Genomic DNA, 17,346 nt, shown 5'->3' on the forward strand with positions numbered 1-17,346 from the left:
CGCGGTGTATCGACGTTTTTGACTAATTACAATCGGAGGCAATGATTAAACAATCTGGGTCTTTACATTGACTTATCGCCATATCTTCTGCAATTTCTTTGCTACTCCCCGTCCCCGCTCCATCATGACTTTTAGAAAGAGCAAAAGCCCCACACTGTTGATAAGCTATTACCGCACCGCATTGTTCACCACCCGCTTCATTACAGAACTTTTGCGCATTTTTTTCTGCCTCTTCGCGAGAAGAACCACCACCAATACCATAAGCACAGTCTTGGTCGCGACTGGCAGAGTCAACAGAGATAACCCCCCAACCTCCAGCTGATTTTTTATCTTCTGTGCCCGCTTGAGTAACCTGCGCAACATTAAATTTTATTGATTTAACTAAAGCATTATCTACATAAATATCCATATGATATTTACCAACTGGCCAGCCCGTATTAGGTTTGGTTATTTTAAATTTACCACTCCATTGATTACCCGGTAACAGCGCGATTAGATTAGCTGCCATTCCAGGCTGCAGCGTTAATTCTACTTCATCAATTTTATAATTAGGTGGTGCAATATGATTGGTCTCTTCTGCTATCCAAACTGACTTTATTTTTTGCCCTTCCTTCAGCTGAGTTGATTTCCAAAAAACATAAAGAACAGGGGTATCTTTAGTAAAAACCTCTTTAGGTATTGGGTGATTACCGGAAGCGCGGTCTGTAAGAATAGTATCGATTTGAGGGGATATTTCTGCAAATAGAGTGGTACTAAAACCCAAGAAACATAAAACGGATAAAGATAAAAAACTATTTTTTACTGAAGCAACCATAACCAATCCTTAGTCATATTTAAAAAAGTACCGATAAAACACCAAACTTAAATATAAAGTTTAGCAATAGACCTCAACTTATCAAGAATGTGTCACATCCAAGTCGGTACGACAATTAGATCTCTTATCCCTCTAAATTAAACGTTAACTCCATCTCATCATGAGAACCCACATTTGAATAATTCCGATTTCGTTCTCTTTTTGCAGAATTGCTATCACTAAAAACGCTGTTGTTTAACACTGAATTATTTCTTTTATGAAATAAATTTCTATTGACTGACAGAGCAATGGAATAGGAGGTCGGCTTGAATTTACTGCCATCATCGAAAAAAAAGGATTTGCATTACTCTGAGCAGCTCTTTAAATGAAATGGTTATTACTGCATTATAAAGATAGGCTCATCTAAATGTGAAACCTTTTTTAAGCCATCAACTTGAACTGAAGATTCAATTTTTTGTGCCGCAGTAAACGAAATGAGTTACTACAAAATCCACTTCATCGCCAGGAGCCCCTGGAATTCACACATAAACCTTTTTTACAATCGATGAGGGACAACAAAATACCGTAAAAAACACGGTATTTCATTGATGAGCGGTACACGAAATGAATAATAAAAGACAAAACCAGTAATGGGTTCAATGAGTAGCTTGCAAACAAGCCTCCTCAAAGGCAGCTAGTTTTTTACGAGTATCGGTACGAAAGAACCCCTGGCTATAAATATTTGTGTAGATATAACGCGAAATCATATTATGATGGCGGTCAATAAAATCAGCATTTTCTTTATCGCTTAACTGACGCTTAATCGTGTTAAAGAATGCCGTTGCCCCAGCTTGACGCTCAGCCGTTGGCCGCATGACAAAAGCTAAAGTTTCTTTAAGTAATGAGCTGGTTAACAGCAACATTTTATCAGCTTTATCATGGCGTTCAGCTACTGTAGAATTTTCATTGAGTAAAGCTACTGTTTTATCCTTCATATTCACTAAAGCATCATAAATATTGAAATAGGTTTTAGAACGATAAAGTTCAGTATTTTGGATTTCCATAATTCGCACATAAATACTTTGAGTTAATTGCTCCAAAATAACCACGCTGCGTTCTTGCTCACTCCCCAGCTCAAGAATTTGCTTGGGTAACTCTTCTGACGTATCAAGACAACTATCTATATATGATTCATCCGCAAGCTGCTCTTGGGTTAATTCATTAAAATTAGTAAAATACATTTTGGAAATAGTCGTGGCGATTTCCAACATTTCATATTTAACCGACTTTACAGTTGGCGTGGAAATAGATCTAATTGCCATTTTCCGGCATTCTTTCACCTGCTCCCCTAAATCTTTGATTTCCCCAAACACAGCGTCCAGTAAGTCACGTATTTGATTCGGAAAAGCCTCTTTCTCCTCAATTTGCATATTGTTTTGATTATCTTCCTGAAGTTCAATAAATGCTTTCTTGGTCGCCTGAACATCAACTTTAATTAAAATACATAAGCTTTCTAAAACCTGAAAAATTTTACAAAAATGGGTCGGGTTTCTCACATAAATATCACCCAATAATTGGATGGATTTTAAAAGGTGGGCCGATAAATATTGTAAGGAAATAATCTCATGTGCCAGTTTTGCAATATTTGCCATCACCAAGGAGCGATCAATAAGATGTAGGGGATCACTAACAATCTCAAACTTCTTACTAATTTTATTAAAGCGGGTGCTAATGAAATTGCCACTTTCACGAAACACTTTGCGGATGTGTCTTAACTCATGTTCAATCTGTTCCTGCTCTGTAGAATGAGCAAACTGCTTTCTCTCCAACATACTTTTCGCTTTATGAAGCAAAGCAAAAAAAAGTTGGGGCGATGTAATTTTATTTTCTTCTTTTAAATCAACACTTAATGACGCTAGATAATATTCTGATAAATTTTTTATCCATTCCTTGAAAATAGAATTGGGAATTTTTATTTCTTTATCAGACCAAACCTCGACTCCCTTTATTTCCGAATGGATATAATGTTGACGGAGAATGCCCTCTTGTAATTCTTCATGGTCGACGGTGTCCGCCAAATCGGTATCATCGTCATGAACCACCATTTTCACTAACATACGAATCAAACGATCACTGTGACTAACACAACTATCTTTCAGCTCAGCAACAGTCTCTTGTAAGGATAATACTTCTTTGTGTTTTTCCAATTTTTGTTTTGCTTTTAGGAGATGTCTATAGATTGGTGCCAGACGGCTAAAATGTTGGCTCTTTTCCCCGCTATCTTGTGAAGAATAAGCATTAATGAATTTACAAATGGCATCCAAATAGGCAATGTCATAATCGTAACCCAAAAAATTAAGGCATTTGGTATCCAACATTTGCATTAAATAGGAAAGCACTCCCGCAGTTACATCATCTGCTTTCACTTTCCCCCCATCTTTACGAGCAAAATAGTACTCTTGCAGCTTTTTGATTGCAGCCCGTACCGATTCTCGATAACTTGATAAAGCAATGTCAGTCCCATGAATCACATCCGAACCAATATCCTTGACTTGCTCAGGAGTAAAATGCATGGATTGATATTTTCCATCAACCAACTGAAAAATAGGAGGAAATCCGTGAATTTTCCCGCGATGTGGAACCGTTATTTGTTTTAAATGTAAGGCGTAAAACGCATTAACTTTTTCAACCTTTTCTTTATGTTTTTTATCTTGATAATTTTTAAATTCTGCGTAGGTGAACAGAGCGGCACTAACTGCTAACACGACCCCTGCCGAAACCATGGCTGGTATGGTTTCTGAATTTGCGAATAGACTAAGTGCACTTGGACTTCCTAACTTTGTTAAATCCGTACTAACAACCATGACAAATACTCCCTGTAAACACCCATACCTATAAGATCAAATAATGATCATAACCATTAATTTTGAGTATAGATTTAAATGCAGTACGAATTTTTATTAGGCAAAGAAAGATAAATTTAATCAAATCAAAAAAATGAATCAAATTAATTCATAATAATCAACATAAACCCATAAAAAACAAATGGTGAACTATTTTGGCGATAAAAACTGTTGTTGGAATAAAAAAAACAAGAAGTATCTTCTGGAAAAAACAGATATTTCTGTAAAAAAACGAACCCTAACAACCTACGGATGCGAGCATTTATTTACGGAAGACTGCGAAACCCATTATCGAATGTATGCTTCTAGCTACCCCTGCTAAAATTTCTTGGATTATCCTATCCCTCTATTTTTTTGAATTTCCCCTTTGCAAATAACGCGAAAGGGGCTTTTTGATTACATCTTACTTGAACCGAGCGATGATGCGATTAAAAAGTTATCGCGCGAACACATCTTACGTAACGGAAATTCTCACTCGTTTTAGCAGTGTAAAGCTGGAGGCTCGTACCATAATTGAAAACATGAACCCACGCATCGAATTTTGGAGCGCTGGAAGACTCAGTAGAAGTCCAATAAGAATAACCAGTTACAAAACTACCAAAACCAAGCTGGAATAAATTGGTATCAATATTAGGCAACCCGGCAGCGGTACAAACTGTATTATTCCCGTTAATTTGCAAACTCAAAATACATGATTGCTGAGAGCCTAGAATAAGTGGATTAGAACAATTTCCCGGGGTGCTTATCTGACTGATGCCCGTTATCGGCTGCATTATTAGTGTATGTGTTTTTTTTGAATGGTTCGTCACTTGATATTTGATAATTTTTACACCATTAACTGGAACAGTTATATGGTTATTTGTTAACGGGATCAAGGAGAACAAAGGAATTCCCGCATGGGCGGGAGTTAGTACTAGAAGAGAGAGTATAGCCGTAACTACTTTTCTTACCAAAAATGATTTCTGCATTGATATCAATAGCTTATTTAGGTGACTTTAAATGAATGTATCATTTGTGAGATGGTTCAAGGCAGCGGCTTGTTCGCGGAATCCCAACAAACCGTTTGGTGTAGACAGTGCGAGAATTTAGTGTCGGCCATGGCCGGATATGATATATCTAAGATTTTGATGATAAAGATGAGAAATGTCGGGCCATGGACCCGACCTACGATAGCCCATCGAGCTATCTAGTTACCAAAGCTAAATGATGGACCTTTTTGATCTTGCATCGCTTGGTATCCGAAAAAAGAAATTGTAACAGCCAGCGCAACAAAAAAAGCCGTCATTGATATTGCAGCTAATGAGCAAGCAGCAATAATACCGCCAACAACCATCATATTTTCTTTCGTTGCCAAGTTACTCAATTTATTATCATTGCCACCAAAAAAACCAGCCATCAAACATCTCCTCTGTTAAATGATTAAATACCTGTAATTCACCCCATCCTCCCTCATGCTGTTCGGAATAAGGTGGAGAGTTACAAATAACAGGCGAATTGTATGATAATCAAACCATCCATGCAATTGAGCTTAATCTTTAAAAAATTCAAAAATAAATAGGTCTGTGTTTTTGAAATTTTGTAACAGAGAATTTATTTTTAACGACAGCCAGGCCTACACTCTTCAGGATTGTCACATTCCTGCTCTGAATATTCAGGTAGCTCTTCATTGCCGCCCATAGTAAACCAAAATCCAATATTGGCAAGCCTCATTGCGTTTGAGCGCTGAAGTAAGGCCGGATCTTGAGGTGCAGTTTGGTTATAACTATTAAGCACCATGGTCGGTGCTCTCGATAAAGTTGTAGATTGTTCTGTATCTTCAGGAATTCTCGGCATAATAAGTGCTTAATAAAAGATTAAACTGTATTTTAATTTATTTACATAATTTAAACAAACATTAGATGCCACCCTCATCCCAATTTCCCCTCAAGCAGGGTAAAGACCTCCTGCCCAGATGTACTTAGCTAATAGAACAACCACCGGATTTAGGGGCATGCTTACTGCCGGGATTAAGAGTTTCTTCAATATCGAACTCCAGTCCTTGGGTTACATTAACGGTCCAATCTTTGATAAGGGCTATCTTATCATTTGTTTTGGAACTTGCCTCAATACAAGGAAGCAAATACATTTTAGAAAACTTTTTAATCTGCTCTATTCTTTCTTGCGCTTCAACATCGTTTTGCGTTATATCTGACTTCGTGATAACAACAAGAGTATCAACATTATCTATTGAACTTGCTCTGGCCATCTGTACGTAATCCTCAAAATTACTTACAGAGTCATTGCTATATACTCAACACATAGATCATTAAGTTATTTAACAACACCACTTCAGACTTTATTTTTTGAGTATGTAATTGACTCCATCCATTTTAAAGGTACTATAGCGAGGCTTTGGCGGTAGCTAGCCCTTAGCTATGCAACGCCAGACGCTTTTTAAAGGAATGTGATTATTAAATTTAATCACGAAAATACAATCTTGTACTGATTTTAAAGGAGTAATTAACATGGGCTTTAATTCCCATTTAGACCCACTTAACAATTATGATGAGTCTGGATCCAGTGCTTATACTACCTTGTTCCTCCTGACTGGCCTTGCTGTAGCTACGTATACATTTATACGGTTCGCTGAGTCTAAAAATCGTCTTAATTATGGCAATAGGTTTGCCGAGATAATAGCAGGTTTCTTAATCCTTATGATGCGCATGTTGCATACCCGCAGTGACGATTTGAAGATTCCGAATGCAGAAAATAAAATAATCACTATAGGTCCACATCGAACCGGCTGGGAAGCAATTGCTGTTGCTTCAAAAATGGAAGGAACGCCACCTCGTTTTTTTGCTACAACTAACTTTGATTCTATACCCGTCGTTTCTTCCTTTATGAAGATGTATAAAACAATACCAGTAAATGCGAATGCAACAAGAGGGGATAATGGACGCTCAGCTAATGCGGATGCGCTCGATAATGCGAGCAAGGTACTCAGTGAAAATGGTTGTGTTGCACTTTTTCCTCAAGGGAATTTCGCACGATTAGGCGAGGAGCCTCCAAGAGTGTATGCCGGAGCAGCTAAGCTTGCCTTGCAGAATAAAGTACCTATCCAGGTAATTAGACTGGATGGTTTCTGGTGTTTGCAAAATCCTCTCATTCCTACGTTTATTCGCAATAATACGCATTATCGTGCATTTTTATCGTTCTTTCATATGAATAATGTGCGAGCAACACTGTGTTGTACAATTGATTTTCACTTAAAGCCCGAAAATGAGAATCTAAGTGATGAAGAAAAAATAGATGAAATATGCGCCCAACTATATTCATTCTATCGTCACACAGATGAGCTTAGTGCTAAACAAATCGAGGCCATTAAACCAGAAATAGAGAAAAAAACTCATCTCCTAATTTGGCGCAATAAAGTCGAACAAGATGGGTTAAGAAAACAACTGCAAAGCTTAAAGAAAGAAGAGGCTGAGTTGGAAGAGCCAACGCTAGCATCGATGAAATTAAGTTAACTTAATCAAAGCCACGTAGCTTCGTGGCTAAAGTCCTGCAAATACTACCAATTTAATTTTTGAGGTTGTGACCGAATTTTAATTCGCGCCGCAGCCTCTTTGCAATATCTTACGGGCTTACCCTAACCCAGGATTTATACGCAATGGGAATAATCGTTATGGTACTATTTACAGAGCCTACTATTGCTTGTATGCAATTATTGAGGCGTACTACAACAAAGAGTGTAGTCCGTTATCTGTATCGCGGGTAGTTAGTATGATTCATGATGTTATTTTTGATACAATGTTTTTTTTTAAGTGAAAATATACTTCATGGATATACCCAAAAATAAAGCTATTGCCGCTTCAGCTACTCAGGAGCTAAAAGCTCTGTTTGAGATTGACAATACCAACAGAAAAACTGCTTGGTATAGTCGTCTCATAACCTGTCTACCTCACGCGATCTTCACGAGTGGTGAGCCTGAGATCATCTTCAATCCTGCCGGTCTCACTTATTATAATCTTGAGCTTACAGAAACCGTCCTTGAAGAAGGCAACATCATAACAAGTTACACCATTCCTGAGCTCATTGATACGTTTCTAATCAATGAAGGGGTTGGCATAGCCATTGAGGCACGTAATCCCAAACAAGCGATTGATCTCAGTTACGGCGACGTACTAGGTTTTCATCTCTATCGAACGTTTGCTGAACCTGAGGATCATCCCTTCAAAACAGAGAAGCCGCATCCTGATATTATTCGCGAAGGCACTGATCTCCTCATCAGCGACGTACCCGCGCAGATCCTGCCCGCTACCTCAATAAAATTACTTGGAGCGATTATGCAGCATTTCGGCATCGACGATCCCAAAATAAAGCTCGTCTATCTCTCAGAAACAGATCAGCATGAGTTAGTCTTCTCGATTGATAAGAATCAATTTACACCTAGCCAAATACAAGCATTACTCCAAAAACTAGGCTGGTTTTTACCAAGATATTACTCCTATTTGGCTTGTGATCTGAATAATGTATCCCCTCTAGTTGAAAAACACTAAACCCAGCATGGGCTTCCTTACCACTCATATCCTATCAATGAATACTGGTCTGATTATGCTACATAATCAGGCCTATAAATTTTAGATGTCTACTCTGTATATCCGAATCCATATGAAATAATCCTGAGCATTTAATAATCTCTTAATTTTTTTTAATTATAATACTGTTCAATATTTAGTTAAATTGTTTATTAAAAGAGATAACATGCCAAGTCATAATGAAAAATACGTAACCAAACATGAACGTCATTACTATAAAGAAGCGAAGAAAAAAATAGTTCATATAAAAAGCAAAACAGAACAAAAGAAAATTGACGAATTTATGGATGAACATTCGACTACTCCTGATGGTACGAGTCGTGAATCAGGTTATTCAGCTTATTTATTTGGGATAAGAAAAGTTAGAATCAATAGATCCATGCTGATAAAAGAAAAAACAAGTGAGGGTAATTATTTCCTTTCAAGAGCCTCAAGAGCTCCTAAATTACCTGTTTCTTGTCTCGCATCAGCAGAACATATCGTAGCCATGCAAAATGATGTTACTGATTTTAAATTAGAATCTGAGCCAGCAACAAAGCAGCAGGTCATGTATCAAGTTTTAGTATCGTGCAGTACAGATAAACTGAATATCAAACAGGAAACTGCCGCTCTTTTAAAGCGTATCCATCAATACGATGGCACCTTAAATAAAAATAATGTCTCTATTATCTTTGACCAAGAAAAGAAGGTCTTTGAGATTCAAGTCAGTACTCAAGATGCAGATATTCAGTTACTGATTCAAGCATTAACTAGTGTAAAAAAATACACAATAGTTAGTTGTGATTTTGCTGACATAGATTTAAACCAAGGGGTTTGTTTGGTTAAGGAAGATACATCCAACCCTATCCATGCCTTAGTTAATATCGCAACCCCCAAAACAGATGCAGGTGAAAAAGGGTTTCTCGAGCGAGATGCTGGTACTACTTCAGGACGTACGGCGGCATCCTATCAGGACAGAAATTGGACTTTTAATTTCTTTTCCAGCATACCTGATATGCGAGAAAAAACCGGTTATCCACCAAATGCTTATGCGATAAAAATTTTTAGATCCATGCAAGATATGTAACAAAAGGTTCTGCAGATATTCCATGACAATAGGCCGGACTCTCGATGTGACTGCGGATATCAGTCACATCCCTGAGCTGACTACCATTTTGTTATGATGCCCATGCCCGAAATAGACCTTTGAATATGCTCAAATTAAGAGCCCTCACCGCCCGCCAAATTTTTCAAAATTTTACTGGGAAAATACCTTCATCTTATGGATAATTGCGCAGTAATTTTTTCAGAGTGTACACAGGAATAACAGTAATAGCCCTCGCATTGAAAAAATTAAAGGAAGTGCAATTAGAGAAACGGAGCAATCTGTCTGTTTCTATGCTGTTTTGATTTTTAAAAAGGATGTACTAAATTGATAAATAACACTTTTTGCAATAAAGAGAAAGTGCTCCGTGTTGTAAATGCTTCTTGTAAATCTACAATATTTAGCTTGAAGCCACTATCAAAAATGCTATTTGCATCATGTATCCTGGTTGGCGTATCCACACCGATTAATGCTGAAACGGAAAAAAATACTAAAGCCCCCCCCCAAAGAAGCGGTGAATAAGAAAACTTGGTCTGATAAAAAAATTCATCTGGGTCAAGTAACAATCACCCCAGGAGGTTTCTTTGCTGGCGAGGGGGTTTGGCGTTCGCGTAATATCATGACGGATATGGGTTCAAATTTTGCCGCAATTCCAACACTAAATTTACCTCAAGCTTATATGAAGGAGTTTCGTTTATCTGCCCGTCAGAGCCGTCTCTCAGCATTGGAGGAGGGCAATATTGATCCACAAACTCTCCTTTCAGGTTATGTTGAAACAGACTTCTTAAGCAATGGTTCTGGTAACTCGAATGAGAGCAACTCATTTGACTTACGAATCCGCCAATTCTATGCCAGTGTCGATTGGACCCAACCGGGATGGCATCTTCTTGCGGGACAAGCCTGGACACTCATGACGTTAAATAATGATGGCATTACTCCACGTCATGAAGTACTTCCGCCAACTATTGATGCCCAATACCTTGTTGGTTTTATATGGAAGCGTCAACCTCAAGTTCGAGTGACAAAAAATTTTGGTCAACGATTCTGGGCTGCAGTATCGGTTGAAAATGCACAAACCCTGTTCGGGGGAACTCCGGCTTGTATTCCTGCCCCTGTAGGAGTAGGCCCTGCTTTTAATGGAATTAGCAATATCTTTTGTAACGCCCCGGGTACTCAGTTTTTACCCGTAGCAAACTTTTTCTCGTTTAACCAGGTTCCTGATGTTGTAGGAAAAGTTGCTTATCAAGATACACTCAATAATCATAAGGTCCATCTGGAAGTATTTGGTATCTACCGTGATTTTTATGATCGTGTATATTACACAGATGGTACAAAAACCAGCATAAATACCACAGGATATGGTGCCGGAGTCGGAACTTTCATTGAAATTATTCCAAAAAAATTAGATATTCAAGGAAGCGCGCTATTAGGTAGCGGTATCGGCAGCTATTCTTCAGGAGTCTTACCCGACGTAACTTTTGCTCAAAACGGTTCATTGAAACCAATTGATGAATTTACGATCATGGCCGGGATTACAGCACATATCACCCGGGCTCTTGATATCTATGTTTTTGGGGCAAGGAACAACAAAAAGCAACTTATTTTTATTCTCCTCCTCCAACGAATAATTTCTTTGGTTTAGGTATTCCTGACGCGAATAACTCTGGTTGCAGTACTGAAGGAGGCATCTGTGCGGGAAACACCAAAGAATTGTGGCAAATAACGACTGGCTTATGGGATAAAATCTACGAGGGAGCATACGGTCAATTCAGAGCCGGCTTACAATATTCCTATACGAAAAAAATTCTATTCCCAGGCACTGGCGCACACGAAGGCGGCATCCCTGTCGGAAAAGCTGTTGGTGGCCAAACAAATGACAATATGGTATTTTTTAGCTTACGTTATTTCCCTTTCGAAAACAGCGCTGCAACACCTGCTTCGATGAAATAGCCATTTCGGCTATTTCATATCAATTTTATGAAACTATAGGGACGATGCAAAAATTCTATCATTCAGTTGAAGTGTCATCCCTTTTTTGTATACATGAGTAAGATTCTGATTATCTACTATACAACCAGATTAAAAATATTGGTCTATACTTAAACTTTATGATGCGCATGGAGGATATCATGAAATATTTTATTGCCTGGTTATTAGGTGTCCCTATTAGTATTCTCATTCTTGTGTGGTTATTTGCCCGCATTTTCTAAAATAGATAAGCAGTAATATTTACCCGCGTAAAACGATTTGTCTCACAAAAATACAGGAGTAATTATTATGAACAAAGATATATTCCAAGGAAAATGGGAAGAAATAAAAGGAAAAATGAAACAAGCATGGGGGAAGCTTACTGATGATGACTACAAAGAAATCGAAGGAAATCATCAGGAGATCTATGGAAAATTACAAAAACATTACGGCTATACCAAAGAAGAGGCAGAGAAAATAGTTAAAGATTTTCAGGACAAATAATTCCATTTATCAAGGAGAAACAAATGAAAAAATTAATAATGGTTTTGCTTGTACTAAGCACTTCCGCTGTATATGCAGTATCAACCACTGACATTACCCAAAATTGGGTATGTACTACAAATGCAAGCAGCAGTGACGTCGCCACGGATAAAGCTGCTGATGAGCAAATGGCAAAGACCCATAATTCAGCCGCATCCAGTTTTGAGTTTGCTGTTAAAAACTGTCGCGATTGCACAAAAATAACCTGTGAAGCAAAAGAGTAACAAAAATTTATCTCATCAAGGAGGATTAAAATGAAAAATCATAATGTGGTAAAAGCCAGTGAAATCACTGGCGTAAAAGTCCAGAATACCTCTGGAGAAAATATCGGAGATATTAACGAAGTTGTTCTTGATAAAATATCAGGACAAGTTAATTATCTGGTTTTAGATTTTGGTGGATTCCTTGGTTTTGGAAATAAATTTTTTGCTGTGCCTTGGAATGCATTTTCCTACGATAAAGAGGACGATTGCTTTGTTTTAAATGTTGATAAAGATCGTTTAAAAAATGCTCCTGGCTTTGATAAGGAACATTGGCCTAATTTCGCCGATCGTAGTGTCACAGAGTCAATTACTAAGTATTACCAAATATAACTAAAAGTTGATTGCTCCTCAGGAGCAATCAACCCTACTTATGGAGGTCAATATGTTAAGTACTATATTGATAATTCTATTGATTTTACTGCTCATAGGAGGTCTACCCAGATGGAATTACAGCAAAGACTGGGGATATGGGCCTAGTGGTTTAGTTGGAACACTACTGGTTATTTTACTTATTTTAGCTTTATTAGGTCGTATTTAAAAAAATGGGGCACTTATATGTGTTCATTTTGAATAAGATTACTTCTTAGGATATTTTTAGGAGATTGCAATTATGGACAATATTGACCATTTTAAAGATAAATTAAAAGAAAGTACCGAAGACACGCTCGAGAAAGTAAAAGATAAGGCTGAATACTTAAGTGATTCGGTAAAAAAACAGGCTTGTGATGTTCAAAAAAATTTAGAATGTAATTACGAGGAATTGGTTAGTCAAATCAAAGAAAAACCTATTAAATCCGTTCTTATTGCAGCAGGAGTTGGTTATTTAATTTCAAAATTTTTAAAATAGCTAACAGTTCACCTCAGTGCCTTATTTAGTTAGATAATATAACAAATAAGGCCTAACGTTCACTTACAGTCGGCTCATTCGACAGTCACTTAACGTCGCCAATAGAATACAATTAACTATAATTAATCAAACATGTATAAGGAAATTTCATGCTTGGCTATACATTTTTTGACCTATTGGAGGACATCTATAATACATTTTGGTATCACAGAAATAAGCACTGGGCACGCTATGTGTCACCATTATTGCTGTTTTGGAATGAGAATTACTTTTTAGATTTCTCTGACTTGCAGGCACTCGCAAAGGAACGTAATTTAATCATTAGTGAAGAAGATTTTCATCAGCTTCAACATTATTTTGATGAAAAAATTGAGAACAATTTTTTGACTAGACAAGCCTTAACGTGCAGTTTAAATATTAAAAAAATTAAATCGCGTATAAAAGATGCTTGGCTATACGTATATGTTGACTCTAATGAAAAGGTACACGATTTTTATTTTAGCCAGAACGACGATTTTGACACTGCTAAAGAATTTTTCCAAAACTCTCTCGCAGCGAACGGTTTACCTCATAAAATAAACGTTCTTCTAAAAGAAAAAGTAAAAATGATAAGAAATAAATTTGATATTATAAAGAATAACCCTGACATAGATATTTTTTAATTATAGAAAAAAATGAATCTGAATTATGTAATACAATAGAATGGCTGTCCTACGATCTTAGCCCCAAAGGCTCAATGTATTTAATATCTAGAATAGACATCACATTCATAGACAAAAGAACACAGAAGTTCTTTAGAAAAATCATCGACAATACAAAATAAATCCACTAAATTATTCATCCTAATTCTTTGGGAGTGCTTATGTCCATCCACGAGCAAGTGATGCAGAAAATGCAGGAAATGGCTACGTTTTTTTCTGCAAAAAATATTAGCCTAGATTTGCCTCCACAATCAAATCTTACCTTGGGAACAACCTATACTGAGATTGAGTTTGGTAACATGATTAGCGCAACAATCCCATTTAATACTAAGTTTATGAATCCGATTCATGTTTTTCAAGGAGGCTTTTTAAGTGCTGCATTTGATGAAGTGTTTGGTCCCTTATCTTATATGGCCGCAGCAAGACCCGTGGTAACTCTTGAATTAAATACGACCTTTATTCGTCCATTTGTAGCAAAAGATGAGTTTATTCATTTGCGTGCCGATCTAGTCGCTCAATCCAAATCATCAATCGTTATGCGAGCAGAAGCGAAAACTAAAGCTGGAAAATTAGTGGCTACCGCCACCAGTAACTCCTTGGTATTAACCGACGAGCATTTGCAGCAAATGCGAAACTAATTCAGGCTAGGCGCCTGCTATTTAACTCGTGATTCTCAATACCGAGTTCATATACAGCCTGCTTCATTCGGCTTCTAAGTTCCGAGTTCTTGATTACGATATTTATAAGCTCGCTCGAATTTATAAACGGTAATTCCTTCGCACATATTTTTGCCAGTTGAGTATCAGGTAACAGCCAAAGGGTATCTTCTAACTCGTTCAACCAGTCCTGATAAATGTGATTAAAATTACATAAATATTCTTTTAAAGCATCAAATAGTAAATGAATGGCCGCAGCCTTAGAATGTACCGTGGAGCTTTGTGTTTCTTGCAGTACCCTAAGGGTAATAAGGATGTTGAAGCTAGCTCTTAATAGGGCTTCAGTAAGCTGCCAAAAACCTACTTGCAGAGGTAATTTAATTTCATTTTCTGGAGTACAAACTGGCTGCAAATCTGCCTTAAAAGAAAATAAATCACGATATAAATAACTATTTGAATGAGATGATTTTGAAATTTTAGTTTTAGCTACAGTATTCGCACCATCTAATCGCTTAACTTGACGTAATATAGCCTCCAAATAACGATTAAACTGAGCGGCTAATTGCGTTCGCTCAATATTATTAAAATCAACAATACTTTTTTCATCAGAAAACGAAATTACCTTGAACCAAAGATGCATTTGTTCGGCAAAAGAAATAGCCTGGCTTAAAGATAAGCGAACAATTATGGGCGTGTTTTCTTTATAATCTTGTTGATTTGGCTCGATTGAATTATTTGTAAAATCCGCCAACTCGGTCATTTTATTTAGTCGCTGCATTAAAATCTCAGATAAGTCATCAGAAAATTGTTGATAATCCCCTCTTTCGCCAAAGCTGATGTTCTTAAAAGACTCTATATATAAATATTTAGCCAATTGTTCTTTAATATCATTATCCACTAAGTCGACAGGTAAATTACCTAAAATGCCATTGATCATACTTACAAATGTTTCTTTAGTAATTTTTTCTAGCAATTGTTTTGCTTGTATCGCAATAGCGGGAAAAAGACCTTTAATTCGTTTGTAATTTAAAAAATAACCTTTCGTATATCCTTTATGGTTAAAAAATCCTTGGTATTCAAAAGGATATAAAAGATCCTCGTTGTTCTTCTTATGACCGTAATAGCGAAAAGCAGCACCCCAATCAATACGCGCAAATTGAATAAAAGACTTTTCCATTGAAGATAAGATCTCTAAGCAAACTACATTGCCGCTGTGTACACTATGATCCCCTAGCAATAATGAAAACATTAATGCTATTGCTAAACCATAATATTGTTTAAATTGAGTAAGTAATAAGTAAGAATATGGACCATACAACATTTCCCAAAGTGGGCTCCGATCAGAATCGTCATAATATCCCGTGCCAATAACTTTATATAATTCCTGAAATTCAACTTTTGGTTGAATAAGTCCATAACTACCGTCTTCGAATTGAATTAATTGGGCACAAATCAGTGATGCATGATATATTTTGTCAACAAAACCTCGGTTCTTAAACTCTTGCAACAGTAAACCTGCGAACAGTTCAGTGAATAGCTCTCGCTTATCCTGTGGTTTTTTTACAAAATACTCAACTCCATTGCTATCAGCATAAAAACCATCTGCATCATTTCGATTTTTACCTCCTTCTTTACTTTTAACCTTAGTGAGTTCTTTTCCTTGATAAATAAGCATCATTAACTCAAGTAAATCCATTTACATTATTTTTATCATTTTTAAAATTTTTAAGAAAGATAGGTTAGATATCATTTCCAGTTTAGGCCAGGCATGCGGGAGAGCCCATACATTATGAAAAAGACAGTATAATCAATCTACAAACAAAACTATTTTGAATAATTCTATAGACTCATCACATTAAATCGCCCAAAATAAGCTCGTTTTGCGCTTTTGGAATGATTTGCGATAAAACCTGCGGTTTAACTCAACTTATTAGTTTTAATGGATTAATTATGACAAAGTATATAAGAAGTATAAGCATTGTGTTGTTAATGATGGCATGTCAAATCCTATTTGCAGGAAGCGGTTTGCTTTTTAATGTTTCAGCAACGGGCACAGCAGGTGATGTAGAAATTACTCTCTGCTTAAATGGAAGAGGGGCTTTATCGTGTCAAAATTATGATGTCTCGGCTTTAAGTTTAAATATCTGCGCGGCACTAAAACATTCCTATCCGAATGCTGGAATTAAAGTGAACACACCAGATTTTAAAGTAGGGAATTTAGGTATGGATTGTGTACCCATCAGCAATGGATATTGTTTATTTCCAGTAAGCAATACTGCATGTAGAAGTATTTCGATAGTTGCCAACACCCCACTGACGATTTCTCCAACGTCACTACCCCCAGCCCCATTGAATGTTGCTTATAGTCAAACAATTACCGCCAGCGATGGAACTCCTCCATATACCTATGCCCTTGTTTCTGGCGCGTTACCAACCGGTCTTACTTTAAATACTTCAACCGGAAAAATAACCGGAACACCAACTACTGCCGGAACCTTCTCATTTACTATAGGTGCAACCGATGCTAATGCAAATACAGGCTCCAGGACTTATTCTGTTGCCATTTCAAGCTCATTATGCATAGACAGCACAACTACCCTGCCTTTTGACTTAGATGTTGATTTTACAGGAACAGGTTCCCCAGCTTGTGGCGACAATGGTCCCAATCCAGACCGCTATAAACTGTTTCAATACAACAGTATTGCTTGTATCGGGGGGCAGTTAAAAGCAAGCACCTGTGGCCAAACTACTTTAGACACACAACTTTCGGTATTCCAATCACAAGTTCCTCCTTTCGGAGCCTGTATAGCGGGTAATGATGATTCTTGCGGCGTACAAAGCGAAGTCACGTGGAGTGCAGGAGGAGGTGTTTATGATATTGTTATAAATGGATTCGGCGGAGCTACTGGTCAGGGGAATATAATTGTAACCTGCACTTGTTAAATGAAGAGCTTGTCGCGAAAAATTAGTTTTGCGACAAGCATTCGAGCGAAAGGTGCCTTAATCTATTT

The 17,346-nt window shown here is 37.2% G+C and carries 20 protein-coding genes; 13 read left to right on the top strand and 7 right to left on the bottom strand.

What is annotated here, in order from left to right; all coding sequences use genetic code 11:
- Positions 1-22: 22 nt before the first annotated feature.
- The 6 genes from J2N86_RS15035 to J2N86_RS15060 form a co-directional block, all read right to left on the bottom strand.
- Entirely contained in the window at positions 23-814 is a 792-nt protein-coding gene (locus tag J2N86_RS15035) for a DUF4189 domain-containing protein (protein ID WP_252582519.1), read from the bottom strand.
- A gap of 635 nt (positions 815-1,449) precedes the next feature.
- Complete coding sequence (locus tag J2N86_RS15040) at positions 1,450-3,657, bottom strand: hypothetical protein (RefSeq protein WP_252582520.1); 2,208 nt, start codon at positions 3,655-3,657, stop codon at positions 1,450-1,452.
- 467 nt (positions 3,658-4,124) lie between these two features.
- Complete coding sequence (locus tag J2N86_RS15045; RefSeq protein ID WP_252582521.1) at positions 4,125-4,664, bottom strand: DUF1566 domain-containing protein; 540 nt, start codon at positions 4,662-4,664, stop codon at positions 4,125-4,127.
- A gap of 218 nt (positions 4,665-4,882) precedes the next feature.
- A complete protein-coding gene (locus tag J2N86_RS15050) occupies positions 4,883-5,092 on the bottom strand; it encodes a hypothetical protein (RefSeq protein ID WP_252582522.1) in 210 nt (69 codons plus the stop codon).
- A 200-nt stretch (positions 5,093-5,292) separates the two neighbouring features.
- Complete coding sequence (locus J2N86_RS15055; protein WP_252582523.1) at positions 5,293-5,529, bottom strand: hypothetical protein; 237 nt, start codon at positions 5,527-5,529, stop codon at positions 5,293-5,295.
- A 124-nt stretch (positions 5,530-5,653) separates the two neighbouring features.
- On the bottom strand, positions 5,654-5,941 hold the full coding sequence (locus J2N86_RS15060) for a P-loop NTPase family protein (RefSeq protein WP_252582524.1): 288 nt from the start codon (positions 5,939-5,941) through the stop codon (positions 5,654-5,656).
- Positions 5,942-6,200: 259 nt separating this feature from the next.
- On the opposite strand from J2N86_RS15060, the gene J2N86_RS15065 reads away from it, so the two are divergent.
- The 12 genes from J2N86_RS15065 to J2N86_RS15120 all read left to right on the top strand — a co-directional run bounded on the left by J2N86_RS15065 (position 6,201) and on the right by J2N86_RS15120 (position 14,317).
- The gene (locus J2N86_RS15065) at positions 6,201-7,202 is read left to right on the top strand and encodes a lysophospholipid acyltransferase family protein (protein ID WP_252582525.1); all 1,002 of its coding nucleotides are present in this window, start codon (positions 6,201-6,203) and stop codon (positions 7,200-7,202) included.
- Between the two features lie 312 nt (positions 7,203-7,514).
- On the top strand, positions 7,515-8,234 hold the full coding sequence (locus J2N86_RS15070) for a hypothetical protein (RefSeq protein ID WP_252582526.1): 720 nt from the start codon (positions 7,515-7,517) through the stop codon (positions 8,232-8,234).
- A gap of 205 nt (positions 8,235-8,439) precedes the next feature.
- A complete protein-coding gene (locus J2N86_RS15075; RefSeq protein WP_252582527.1) occupies positions 8,440-9,339 on the top strand; it encodes a hypothetical protein in 900 nt (299 codons plus the stop codon).
- A gap of 532 nt (positions 9,340-9,871) precedes the next feature.
- Positions 9,872-10,999 (top strand): hypothetical protein, encoded by a 1,128-nt coding sequence (locus J2N86_RS15080; RefSeq protein WP_252582528.1) that lies wholly within the window; start codon positions 9,872-9,874, stop codon positions 10,997-10,999.
- A gap of 68 nt (positions 11,000-11,067) precedes the next feature.
- On the top strand, positions 11,068-11,307 hold the full coding sequence (locus tag J2N86_RS15085) for a hypothetical protein (protein WP_252582529.1): 240 nt from the start codon (positions 11,068-11,070) through the stop codon (positions 11,305-11,307).
- 327 nt (positions 11,308-11,634) lie between these two features.
- Positions 11,635-11,829, top strand: a complete 195-nt coding sequence (locus tag J2N86_RS15090) for a CsbD family protein (RefSeq protein ID WP_252582530.1) — start codon at positions 11,635-11,637, stop codon at positions 11,827-11,829.
- 23 nt (positions 11,830-11,852) lie between these two features.
- Positions 11,853-12,092, top strand: coding sequence for a hypothetical protein (locus J2N86_RS15095; RefSeq protein ID WP_252582531.1), 240 nt, complete (start codon positions 11,853-11,855; stop codon positions 12,090-12,092).
- A gap of 30 nt (positions 12,093-12,122) precedes the next feature.
- Positions 12,123-12,461 carry a PRC-barrel domain-containing protein gene (locus J2N86_RS15100; protein WP_252582532.1) on the top strand — a complete coding sequence of 113 codons (339 nt, stop codon included), beginning with the start codon at positions 12,123-12,125 and terminating at the stop codon, positions 12,459-12,461.
- Between the two features lie 52 nt (positions 12,462-12,513).
- Entirely contained in the window at positions 12,514-12,669 is a 156-nt protein-coding gene (locus J2N86_RS15105) for a DUF3309 family protein (RefSeq protein WP_252582533.1), read from the top strand.
- 72 nt (positions 12,670-12,741) lie between these two features.
- The gene (locus J2N86_RS15110) at positions 12,742-12,978 is read left to right on the top strand and encodes a hypothetical protein (RefSeq protein WP_252582534.1); all 237 of its coding nucleotides are present in this window, start codon (positions 12,742-12,744) and stop codon (positions 12,976-12,978) included.
- A gap of 149 nt (positions 12,979-13,127) precedes the next feature.
- Entirely contained in the window at positions 13,128-13,640 is a 513-nt protein-coding gene (locus tag J2N86_RS15115) for a hypothetical protein (protein WP_252582535.1), read from the top strand.
- Positions 13,641-13,840: 200 nt separating this feature from the next.
- On the top strand, positions 13,841-14,317 hold the full coding sequence (locus J2N86_RS15120) for a PaaI family thioesterase (RefSeq protein WP_252582536.1): 477 nt from the start codon (positions 13,841-13,843) through the stop codon (positions 14,315-14,317).
- Position 14,318: 1 nt separating this feature from the next.
- Here J2N86_RS15120 and J2N86_RS15125 read toward each other — a convergent pair whose 3' ends face one another.
- The gene (locus J2N86_RS15125) at positions 14,319-16,013 is read right to left on the bottom strand and encodes a hypothetical protein (protein WP_252582537.1); all 1,695 of its coding nucleotides are present in this window, start codon (positions 16,011-16,013) and stop codon (positions 14,319-14,321) included.
- A 272-nt stretch (positions 16,014-16,285) separates the two neighbouring features.
- Here J2N86_RS15125 and J2N86_RS15130 point away from each other — a divergent pair, with 272 nt between their 5' ends.
- Entirely contained in the window at positions 16,286-17,278 is a 993-nt protein-coding gene (locus tag J2N86_RS15130; RefSeq protein ID WP_252582538.1) for an Ig domain-containing protein, read from the top strand.
- The last annotated feature ends 68 nt before the right edge of the window (positions 17,279-17,346 follow it).

The organism is Legionella lytica (genome assembly GCF_023921225.1).
Lineage (GTDB): Bacteria > Pseudomonadota > Gammaproteobacteria > Legionellales > Legionellaceae > Legionella > Legionella lytica.